This window comes from Protofrankia sp. Cj5 (assembly GCF_917627405.1).
Lineage (GTDB): Bacteria > Actinomycetota > Actinomycetes > Frankiales > Frankiaceae > Protofrankia.
This window is the reverse complement of record NZ_CAKJTO010000140.1, coordinates 1-10,495: the sequence shown is the minus strand read 5'-3', so window position 1 is coordinate 10,495 and position 10,495 is coordinate 1. Positions and strand designations below refer to the sequence as shown.

Here is a 10,495-nt window from a genome sequence, read left to right as displayed (position 1 = left end):
GGCCGCGTTGACCGTGCCCAGCCGCGCGTCCACGCCGGCGCGGAAGGCGTGGAATCCGCCTGCCAGCGGGCCGGTGTCCGGGTAAAGAAGACCGATCTTGATTTCGTTCGCGGTTACTCCGGGCACCGCGCAGTCCTTGCTTGCCCGGCTGTTGGTGGGCTGCGACGTCCCACACGCGGCCGTCGTCAACGCGACCGCGGCACTCACGACTGCGACAGCTACCCGCTGGGCGGTTCGGCGCTGTCTGTCCATAGAGAACCCCTTGCCAGGAGCGTGTGCTGAAAAATCCGTGACTCCCGAACGATGAATGGGTGAGAGCGGATGCGGCTGGCGGAGCACGGCTGGACGACCGGCCTACCGGCTCTGGGGACGGTCAATCGCGGCGGACGGACGCGGCTGGGAAATCCTGGGTGTAGCCGGCTCCACCGAACAGCTGGCAGGCCGGGACCGTTCGCCGGCTCGGTGCGATGACGGGGCTGGGGCGCCGGTGCTGCCCGGCATGGGTGGGGGCGGCCCGTTTCCCGGAAAGCCGCGCTGTGCGTTGGCCGGCCGCATTCGTGCCCGAGAATTCTGCTGGTAACCGTTGACGGGGCCGACTAGATCGGCGGTGACGAAATCGGCGGGTTCGGCCACCGTCACCTCAACCGGTTCTTCAGCGGTCTGTGTCACATCCGACAGCCTGAGCCAGGACCGACAGCATGAGATAGCTCCAAACGGAGATCTCGGTCAGGAGGTCTCCGGGCAGAGATAGCGGACAGGGCCGAGGGCCGGGCGTGCTGGCCGGTATGGGTACTCGCCTCGTTGGTACGGGTAAGACTCCCACCACCTGCCCGCACGCCATCCGCCGGGCCCGGCGGACAGGAAGTCTCGGTGCGTGGAGCGTGTGGGCGTCGCCTATGGTGCGGAGCTTCTCACCGGAGTCGTTGCCGGCCGCGGCGGGTGGAGCGGGCCGTGCTCTGGATGATCGAAGCTGGTGGTCGGCAGGGTGCTGAGGAAGGTTCTGGCCTGAAACGCCGCATGGATGCGTGCCACGCCGGGAGCGGCGGATGCTTCCACCATCACCGGTCCGCGATAGCCGGCGTCGGCGAGCTGGTTACACAGCCGGGTATGGTCGATACGACCGGTTGTACCGGGCCAGCGTTGCTCGTGCTCTGGCTGTCCGGCCGGTGGCGGGTCGGCCAGCCGGACGTCGATGACTCGCTCCAGCCAGCTGTGGGACTCGCTGGCGGTGGTGGATGCGAGATCGCCGAGGGCGCCCGCGGCGGCGAGATGGGCGCTGTTGACGACGAGCCCGGTGGCCGGGCCAAGGGCGGACAGCAGCTCGACCAGGTCGGTGAGGCTGCCTGCCGGGTCCTGCGGAGTGTGCCAGGCTGTGGTCGGCCGGTGCAGGTGCTCGATGCCGAATGTCAGTCCGGCTGTCCCCGCGAGATCGACCAGGTTCGCGAGCGCTCCTGGCAGGGCGTGCCGGCGCGTTGCGACCGGGATGATGTCGGCTGGCAGCCGGGAGGAGACCACGGCCACTCTGAGCCGGGCGCTGTATGCGGCAGTGGCGGTGAACGCGGCTAGCGCGGCGTGCCGGGTGGCCGCGTCGGCGGAAAAGAGATCATTCATGGGGTAGACCCAGGTGACGGTGAGCTGATGGTGGTCGACGAGCCGCGCGAGGCGGTCGCGGTCTGTCGGCGGGGTCAAGTGCAGGTGCAGGTGCACGCCGGTGAAGCCGGCGGCGATCGCCATGCGGGTGACGGTTGGTGGATCATCGTCGGGGTATCCGAGGCTCTGTAAGGACAGTGACGGGATCATTGCGGGGCCTTGCCGGCGCGGTGATCGGCTGGTGCCGAGCATCGTGTGCTGAGGCCAGCCGCCGTGGCGGCTCTGTTCGAACCGGCTCTGTTCGAACCGGTTGTGTTCGAACCGGTTGTGTTGCGCGGCGCGCGATCCGGCCGCCCGGCATGGCCCCGCTGAAGCGTGTTCATGGGCGGATATCCAGGATGTAGCGGGTGCCGGCCGCGTCCGCTGGACCGGCGTGGTCCTGGTAGCGGGTGCGGACGTCAACAACCCGCAGGCCGGCCAGCTCAGCGATGAGCAGCAGTTCCGGAAGGTTGTAGGACCGCATGACGTGGATGTGCTCAGCCTCGTCCAGCAAGGCCAGATCCGGGCTCGTAACGGTATGTCGAATCCGTTCAGTGACAACATGTGTGGTGCGATCAATGCTGATCGTGGTCGTGACCGTCACCGAGCCATCCGGGTGCCGATAGGTCCGTTGCGGGAGGGAGATCGGCATGTCCAGCGCGGCCCGGTAGACCGGATCATCCCAGAACGCCTTCACATCGAGCAGCAGCCGCCCCCCGACCGTTAATCGAGCCGCATAGTCGGACAGGAGACCAGCCTGATCGTCAAGGACGTACTGGAAGACCCCGGAGGTGAACAGCACCTGCCGAACCGGCGGCAGAACGTCGGGGGCGTGCCGCAGGTCGGCATATACCAGCCCGACCTGACCGTTGCAGCGTTTCCAGGCGGCGGTGAGCATCGCCCCGCTATGATCGATCCCGGTCGCTGGGATTCCCGCCGCGACGATCGGCGCCAGGATCCGCCCGGTGCCGCAGCCGACCTCGACCACCGGTCCGCCGAACTCGACAGCAGCCGCCGTGTAGAAGTCGCTGTCGGCACGGCAGGCGCTGAGCTGCGCGTCGTCAAAGGCGGCTGAGGCCTCGAACAGCTGATGATTCGCCTTGGCCACATGTTGCGGGTCGATCTCGGCCGACTCCGGGAGACGGCCGAGCCGTACCGCGGTCACTGGTATTCCCCCGCGGATGTCGCGGGCACGGCGATGTGTTCTCCGATACTCCTCGGCCGTTGGTGAAGCATTGTAAATGGTGCGCGGGATAACATGTGTGAACCCATTAGGTGGCCTCGTGGTTGCTGGATCATGTCGAGTGTGCTCAGTAGCATCGGAGAATCTCCTTCAGGCCGATTGGCGGGTAGGCTTGCCGGAGGTCAGCTATTCTTGTTGGCAGGCATCTTTCTTCCAGTGGTGCCGGTCGGCGCGCGATACGGCCGGTGAGCTCTGAAAGCCTGCGCTGGACCGGCTGCATCGGGTAGCTCCGATCGGAGGTCTCGGTGCGGGGGTCTCCAGATGGAAGTGGCGGACGAGTCCGAGCGGTCCGATAATGAGGACGATGGCGTGTGAACGGCGAGGGCCCACGACGGCCGGGGCCCACCGCAAGGCCCTTGTCGCCGGTCGTTTGTGCCGGCTGGGCCAGCCATGCCGGGCGTCTCGCACGGTGGTCACGGTGAACGCGGTGGTCACGGTGAACGCGGCGTTCACCGTGGGCGCTGGGGAACCGGGCGCCACGAACAAGCTGGGCACGGCCGAGCCGTTGTCCGCGGCTGTCGCACGAACGTGATTGTCGGTGGCATTCCTGCCGTCGGGCTCGCGGCCGTCCTCGCCGTTGCCGCCGGCCTCGTTGTCTGGGGCTTCCGGCATCGCGGCGACCTCGGGACAAGCGCTGACCGGGCCACGTTCGCGACCCTGCATACCGCCTCTTTGGCCGCCCCTCACCTTCGTGAGGGGCTGACACCGACCGGCGCGTCCCGATCCGTCCGCCATCTGCGTGCCCTGCTCGGCACCTCGGCTGTTGCGTTGGTGGACGTCGCCGCGACCCTCGCCTGGGACGGGGCTGGGTCGGGGGCGCACGCCGAGTCCGCGATCGAGCATGCAGGCTCAGCGCTGACGACCGGGCGGACCGTGGTCCTCACCGCGTCCGACGTCGCCTGCTCCGATCCGGACTGCCCTGTCCGTGTTGCTGTGGTTGCCCCGGTGACCAGCGAAAACCAGGTCGTCGGCGCGCTGGTCGCCTATGCGCCCAGCGTCGGTGCCGGCTTGGTCCGGGCAACTGAGGAGGTGGCGCGTTGGGTTTCCACCCAGGTCCAGCTTGCCGAGCTGGAGGTGTCCAGGACCAGAGCCGTCGAGGCGGAGCTGCGGGCATTGCGTGCCCAAATCAGCCCACATTTTGTCTACAATTCACTGGCAGCGATCGCTTCGTTTGTCCGTACCGATCCGGAATGCGCCCGCGTGCTGCTGCTGGAGTTCGCCGACTTCACCCGTTATGCCTTCCGCCGGGGTGGGGAGTTCACCACACTCGCCGAGGAGATGCGCAACATCGAGCGCTATCTCGTGCTGGAGAAGGCCAGGTTCGGCGACCGGTTACAGGTGCAGATTCTGGTGGCTCCGGAGGTGCTACCGGTCGCGGTGCCATTCCTTGCCATCCAGCCACTGGTGGAGAACGCCGTACGGCACGGATTGGAGGAGCGGACCGGTGTCGGCCACATCTCGCTCGGGGCCACCGATGACGGCGCCGAGGCACACATCTGGGTGGAGGATGACGGGGTGGGCAGTGATCCAGAATTGGTTCGTCGGGTCCTGGCCGGTGAGTCGGACGCGGATTCGATCGGGCTGGGCAACGTCGACTCCCGGCTGCGGTCGGTCTTTGGCGACGCCTATGGGCTTGTCGTGGAGACCGCACCGGGGGCCGGCACGAAGGTGAGCTTCCGGGTGCCCAAGTTCGCGTCGGGGGTCCGGGCCGGCTGAATACACACCAGCGTGTTCATGCTGGCTGGACCCTGATGTTCTGAAGTAATCTCCAGTTATGGTGAGTTATGTCAGCTCCGATGCCCCGCCGCGGTGAGAGGCTGTGGTGAGAATCTGAGCGCGCTGGTGGTGGATGATGAGACGCCGGCCCGCAACGAGCTTGTCTGGTTACTTGACGCGGATGGGAGGGTGAGCCGGGTCCGCGCGGCGAGTAGCGGAGCCGAAGCCCTGCGGGCTCTCGACGCCGAACGGTTCGACGTCGTGTTCTGTGATATCCGGATGCCCGGCCTGGATGGCCTGGATCTTGCCCGGGTGCTCGGGCGCTTCGCCGTCCGCCCGCAGGTCGTGTTCGTCACGGCCCACGAGCAGCATGCGGTGGCCGCCTTCGACGTGGCGGCGACCGACTACCTGCTCAAGCCGGTCCGAGCGGAGCGGCTGGCCGAGGCGCTACGCCGGGTCGTCGATACCGGTGGCGCTGTCGGCGGTCGCACAGCGTCAGCGCCGGATGAGACGATCGCCGTGGAGCTTGGTGGTGTCACCCGGTTCGTCCGGCGGTCGGAGGTGCGCTTTGCCGTGGCGCGCGGTGACTATGCGCGCCTGCACACCGCGTCCGACGGTCACCTGGTGCGGATCTCTCTGACAGCGCTGGAGGAGCGCTGGGCTCCGGTCGGATTCGTCCGTATCCACCGCAGCACCTTGGTCGCGCTCGCCTTTATCGACGAGGTCCGCATCGAGGAGGGCCGCTGTTCCGTCCGGCTCGGTGACTGTGTCCTGCCTGTCAGCCGCCGGCACAGCAGACAGCTGCGGGACCGTCTCGTACGCTCGGCGAGCCTGGCTCGGGGCCAGGGTGACCGGCTCTGACAGGAGGCGGCGGGATGGCAACGGGCGACACACCGGACGGCGGCTCCCGGCCGGAAGCACGAGCGGCCCGCCCATCGGCACGGGTACGCATAACCAGCCCGCGGATGGATGCCGCGCCTCGCCCGCCCGCGTGGCCGCTGGCCCGGGACCTCGACGAGCAGACCGCGCTTGGTGAAGTCTATCTGCGCTCACTCCTGCGGGCACAGGTATGGCTGGGAACGTCGCTGCTGGGAACAGTGCTGCTTACGATCGGCGCGATCCCGGTCGTGTTCGCGATGGCTCCGGCGCTGGGCACCGCCCGGCTGCTCGGCATCCCGCTGCCCTGGCTGCTGCTCGGTCTCGTGGTTCATCCCGTGCTGCTGGTGGCCGCCTGGTGGTACATCCGGATGGCGGAACGGAACGAGCGCGACTTCGCCGGCCTGGTGGACCGGCACTGAGGCCGCTGCGGAATGGCGAACACGTGGCCGCAGTCGCTGGCTGTCGCTGGCGTCTGCCTCGCGACGCTGGGCATCGGTGGGCTCGGATTACGGCTGTCCCGCACCACGAGCGACTTCTACGTCGCGAGCCGGTCGGTCAGCCCGCGTTGGAACGCCGCGGCGATCAGCGGTGAGTACCTGTCGGCCGCGAGTTTCCTCGGTGTCGCGGGCTTGGTGCTCGCCTCCGGTGCCGAGATGCTCTGGTACCCGGTCGGGTACACCGCGGGATACCTGGTGCTGCTCGTCCTGGTGTCGGCACCGTTACGCCGGACAGGCGCTTACACGTTGCCGGATTTCGCCGAGATCCGGCTGCGCTCCCCACTGGTCCGCCGGGTTGCCTCCCTGCTTGTCGTCGGCATCGGCTGGTTGTATCTGGTGCCGCAGTTCCAGGGGGCCAGCCTGACGCTGTACACAGTTGTCGGCGCACCCCGCTGGGCCGGAGTCGCCATTGTGGTCGCGGTCGTCTTGGTGGGTGTGCTGGCCGGCGGGATGCGCTCGGTAACGATCACGCAGGCGTTTCAGTACTGGCTCAAGCTCACGGCGATCGCGGTACCGGTTCTTTTCATGCTGGTGGTCTGGGGTGCCGACGGCGCGCCCGACCCGTCGGCCGCAGGACATCCCGTGACCCGGCAGACGACGACGGTGCGCCTGATCGAGGACACCCGGCTGCGCGTGGTCGAACCGGTCACCCTGACCGTACATGGAAAGATCAACGGCGATCGTGTGGACGGGAGTGTGCGGCTGGCCCCTGTCGCCGCACCGGCCGGCAGCGTACTGCTGGCCGCGGGCAGCACGGTCACCCTGGCGGCCGGCGAACCGGTACCGCATGCCGAGCAGATCATGCCTCTCGACGGCTCCAGCTGGTCGCGGCCAACCGCGGCCGATGGGCGGGGCCCCGCCCTGTACCGAACGTATTCGCTGATGCTGGCGCTTCTGCTCGGCACGATGGGATTACCCCACGTGATCGTGCGTTTCTACACCAACCCCGACGGGAGAGCCGCTCGGCGGACCGCGGGCGTCGTCGTCGCCATGCTCGGCGCTTTCTACGTCTTCCCGCCCCTGTATGCCGCGCTGGGCCGGATCTACGCTCCGGACCTGTTGCTGACCGGACGGACGGACACGGTGGTGCTGCTGCTGCCGGGGCGGCTGCTGCCCGGGGCCGGCGGGCACGCGATCTCCGCGCTGGTGACCGCGGGCGCTTTCGCCGCCTTCCTGTCCACCTCGAGTGGATTGACGGTGTCGGTTGCGGGGGTGCTTGGTCAGGACCTGCTCCGCGGCCGGGTGAGCGTTTCCGGCTTCCGGATCGGGGCTGTCATCGCGGTGGCGGTTCCGGCGTCGGTTTCACTGCTCGCCACGCAGGTCGGCCTCGCTGACACCGTCGGCCTCGCGTTCGCGGTCGCCGCGTCGACGTTCTCCCCGTTGCTGGTACTTGGTATCTGGTGGGAGAAGCTGACGGTAACCGGCGCGCTGGCCGGACTTGTCGTCGGCGGCCTGCTCGCGGGAGCGGCGGCGACCGTCACCATGGTGGCCGGCACGCCGGCCGGCCTGGCTGGTGCGATGTTCGCCCAGCCCGCGGCGTGGACGGTGCCGCTGGTGTTCGTGGTGATGATGGTTGTCTCGCTGTTTACCCCAGGCAGCACCCCGGCGGGAATCCGCCAGCTCATGGTGCGTCTGCACGCTCCCGAAGGCCTGGGCCTCGACCGCGGCGCGGCTCCCTGCCGGGGGGCCGCGCCGCCGGGCCGCCTGGGCGTGGCGAGCCGGACAGATGACCTCCGGAACACGCCCTAACCGTTCGTCGCGTGAAACCGGCCGTTCGTCGTGTCCGCCCGGCCCGCAGAGCGCTGAATCCGTGCCACTGATCGCACTCGTGCCTGTGAGGAGTGCGAGGGATTCCAGCTTCGCGACACAGTGATAGCTGTCACAGGCCGCTTTGGGTGGCCGAGCGACGATCTTTGGAGGATGCCGGGTGAGCATGATTGACGTCGTCCATGGCGGCGAAGGTAAATCCCACAGCGGCAGTGGCTCGGTGCCGAGCTACCGCAGCATCCAGGACAGTCCTGAGTTCATCGAGCACCGGCGGCGTTTCCAGCGCTTCGTCTTCCCCGTGACCGCGCTGTTCCTCACCTGGTACTTCCTCTATGTCTGCCTCGCCGCGTTCGCGCGCGGCTTCATGGCTACCAAGGTGATCGGCAACATCAACATCGGGTTGCTGTTCGGGTTCGGTCAGTTCGTTTCGACCTTCACTATAACAATGATTTATATCCGATGGGCGGACCGGCGTTTCGACCCGACCGCGGAGCGGCTGCGCGCGCACTTCGAGGGGGGCGGGTCATGACAGCCACGTCCGCAACCACCCTGCTCGCCGCCGAGACCGTCGGCAAGCCAGCGGTCAATATCACGATTTTTGCGATATTTATCATGATCACTTTGGCCATCGTCATCCGGGCGTCGGGTGGCAACCAGAGCGCCGCCCACTACTACACCGGTGGCCGGGCGTTCACTGGTCGGCAGAACGGCATCGCCATCTCGGGCGACTACCTGTCGGCGGCCTCATTCCTCGGCATCACCGGAGCCATCGCGCTGCAAGGGTACGACGGCTTCCTGTATTCGATCGGTTTCCTCGTCGCCTGGCTGGTCGCGCTGCTGCTCGTCGCCGAGCTCCTGCGGAACACCGGCAGATACACGATGGCCGACGTGCTCAGCTTCCGGCTGCGACAAGGACCGGTGCGGACCGCCGCGGCGATCTCGACCCTGGCGGTCAGCTTCTTCTACCTGCTCGCGCAGATGGCCGGCGCCGGCGGACTGGTGAACCTCCTGCTCGGCATCAAGGGGAGCACGGGCCAGAACCTCACGATCGCCGTCGTCGGCATCTTGATGATCGTTTATGTGCTGGTCGGCGGAATGAAGGGGACCACCTGGGTCCAGATCGTCAAGGCGGTCCTGCTCGTCCTGGGCGCCGCCCTGATGACGTTCTGGGTGCTCGGCAAGTCCGGCTTCGACCTCTCCTCGATCCTCGGCGACGCGGCCGCGGCCAGTCCCAAGGGCGACGCGGTGCTCGAGCCCGGCGTCAAATACGGGCTGTCCACCCTTACGAAGATCGACTTCATCTCGCTAGCGATGGCCCTCGTACTCGGCACCGCCGGCCTGCCGCACGTGCTGATGCGCTTCTACACGGTGCCGTCGGCCCGGGAGGCACGCCACAGCGTGGTATGGGCGATCGGCGTCATCGGTGTCTTCTACCTGTTCACCCTCATCCTCGGTTACGGCGCGATGTATCTGGTGGGCGCGAAGCGCATCAACGCCGCGCCGGGGAAGGCCAACGCGGCGGCTCCGCTGCTCGCCTACGAGCTCGGCGGCACGCTGCTGCTCGGGATCGTCGCGGCGGTCGCGTTCGCCACGATCCTGGCGGTTGTCGCTGGCCTCACCATCACAGCCAGCGCGTCTTTCGCCCATGACGTCTACAACAACGTGCTGAAGAAGGGCGCCGCCGATCCGGACGCGGAGGTGCGGGTTGCCCGGACCACCGCCGTCGTTATCGGCGTGGTGGCGATTATGGGTGGCATCTTCGCGAAGGATCAGAACGTCGCCTTCCTGGTCGCGCTGGCCTTCGCCGTCGCCGCGTCGGCGAACCTGCCGACGATCCTCTACTCGCTGTTCTGGAAGGGGTTCACCACCCGCGGCGCGTTGTGGAGCATCTACGGGGGGCTGATCTCATCGGTGCTCCTCATCGCGTTCTCCCCGGTTGTTTCGGGGAAGGTCGACGCGGCTACCGGGAAGAGTGTGTCGATGATCACAGATAAGTCGATCGACTTCTCCTGGTTCCCGTTGGAGAATCCCGGGATCGTCTCCATCCCACTGGCCTTCCTGCTCGGCTGGCTCGGGTCGGTCACCAGCAGGGAGTCGCGGAACGCGGACAAGTTCGCCGAGATGGAGGTTCGTGCTCTCACTGGAGCCGGGGCGGAGAAGGCACTGGTCCACTGATTTTCCCGGTCCGAAAGGACTGGAGCAAGCCCGCCGGTATACTCCCCCGGCCGGCGAGACGAGGCATGGCGGTCAGCGCGGACCGCCATGCCTCGTCTTTTTCGTGGGCGGCCATATCTCGTAGTTTCTGCCGCAGGTGCAATGCGGGCCGGGCAACGCATCGTGAACGGCAGCGGCACCTGTGGCCTGCCAGCGACTGAGGGCCGATTGGATGGTCGCTTTGAGTAATCGATGGGTCCTTGTGGGCATTCGCTTCTCGGGTGTGGTTAAACTCCTCCGCAGGCCGGGGTCGGTACCTCGATAAGCCCGCTCCGGATGTCATGTACGCTCAGTGGCGAACATCGCTTTTGTTTGCTGAAGGCCAGTCCTGCTGGCGGTTACTGAGGCCCAGCGACAGGACGGACGACGTCGAGTGCTTCCAAGTGGAGGTCTCCATATGGAGATTGCGTGTAGGGTTGGCGATAGCCCATCCTGAATGGTTATAATTATTCTGTGCCCACTCGCGTCACGGACGACATAGTTCGAATGTCCGTGTGTTGGGCGTGTGCTGGTATGAAGCCGGATCCTCCGCCCGGGGTGCAGCAGTGTG

General features: G+C 67.1%; 8 protein-coding genes and 1 pseudogene. 6 read left to right on the top strand and 3 right to left on the bottom strand.

The window, feature by feature from the left end:
* The 3 genes and pseudogenes from MJ777_RS20620 to MJ777_RS20610 form a co-directional block, all read right to left on the bottom strand.
* Positions 1-252 (bottom strand): annotated as a pseudogene (locus tag MJ777_RS20620) (branched-chain amino acid ABC transporter substrate-binding protein); the annotation flags it as partial.
* 642 nt (positions 253-894) lie between these two features.
* On the bottom strand, positions 895-1,800 hold the full coding sequence (locus MJ777_RS20615) for a sugar phosphate isomerase/epimerase (protein ID WP_239377501.1): 906 nt from the start codon (positions 1,798-1,800) through the stop codon (positions 895-897).
* A gap of 169 nt (positions 1,801-1,969) precedes the next feature.
* Entirely contained in the window at positions 1,970-2,794 is an 825-nt protein-coding gene (locus tag MJ777_RS20610; protein WP_239377500.1) for a trans-aconitate 2-methyltransferase, read from the bottom strand.
* A gap of 606 nt (positions 2,795-3,400) precedes the next feature.
* Between MJ777_RS20610 and MJ777_RS20605 the strand changes: the two genes are divergently transcribed.
* The 6 genes from MJ777_RS20605 (at position 3,401) to MJ777_RS20580 (ending at position 9,906) form a co-directional block, all read left to right on the top strand.
* Positions 3,401-4,588, top strand: a complete 1,188-nt coding sequence (locus tag MJ777_RS20605; RefSeq protein ID WP_239312079.1) for a sensor histidine kinase — start codon at positions 3,401-3,403, stop codon at positions 4,586-4,588.
* A gap of 93 nt (positions 4,589-4,681) precedes the next feature.
* On the top strand, positions 4,682-5,449 hold the full coding sequence (locus MJ777_RS20600) for a LytTR family DNA-binding domain-containing protein (protein ID WP_239312082.1): 768 nt from the start codon (positions 4,682-4,684) through the stop codon (positions 5,447-5,449).
* A gap of 14 nt (positions 5,450-5,463) precedes the next feature.
* A complete protein-coding gene (locus MJ777_RS20595; RefSeq protein ID WP_239312085.1) occupies positions 5,464-5,886 on the top strand; it encodes a hypothetical protein in 423 nt (140 codons plus the stop codon).
* A gap of 12 nt (positions 5,887-5,898) precedes the next feature.
* Positions 5,899-7,713: a cation acetate symporter gene (locus MJ777_RS20590; protein ID WP_239312088.1), complete on the top strand. Its 1,815-nt coding sequence runs from the start codon at positions 5,899-5,901 to the stop codon at positions 7,711-7,713.
* A gap of 184 nt (positions 7,714-7,897) precedes the next feature.
* Positions 7,898-8,260, top strand: a complete 363-nt coding sequence (locus tag MJ777_RS20585) for a DUF485 domain-containing protein (protein WP_239312094.1) — start codon at positions 7,898-7,900, stop codon at positions 8,258-8,260.
* Positions 8,257-9,906 (top strand): cation acetate symporter, encoded by a 1,650-nt coding sequence (locus MJ777_RS20580; RefSeq protein ID WP_239312091.1) that lies wholly within the window; start codon positions 8,257-8,259, stop codon positions 9,904-9,906. Before MJ777_RS20585 ends, MJ777_RS20580 begins: the two co-directional genes overlap by 4 nt.
* Positions 9,907-10,495 lie beyond the last annotated feature (589 nt).

Bases quoted from the DNA above. Each gene is read 5' to 3' on its own strand.
- MJ777_RS20615 (WP_239377501.1), bottom strand. From the start codon at position 1,800: ATGATCCCGTCACTGTCCTTACAGAGCCTCGGATACCCCGACGATGAT.
- MJ777_RS20595 (WP_239312085.1), top strand. From the start codon at position 5,464: ATGGCAACGGGCGACACACCGGACGGCGGCTCCCGGCCGGAAGCACGA.
- MJ777_RS20590 (WP_239312088.1), top strand. From the start codon at position 5,899: ATGGCGAACACGTGGCCGCAGTCGCTGGCTGTCGCTGGCGTCTGCCTC.
- MJ777_RS20585 (WP_239312094.1), top strand. From the start codon at position 7,898: ATGATTGACGTCGTCCATGGCGGCGAAGGTAAATCCCACAGCGGCAGT.
- MJ777_RS20580 (WP_239312091.1), top strand. From the start codon at position 8,257: ATGACAGCCACGTCCGCAACCACCCTGCTCGCCGCCGAGACCGTCGGC.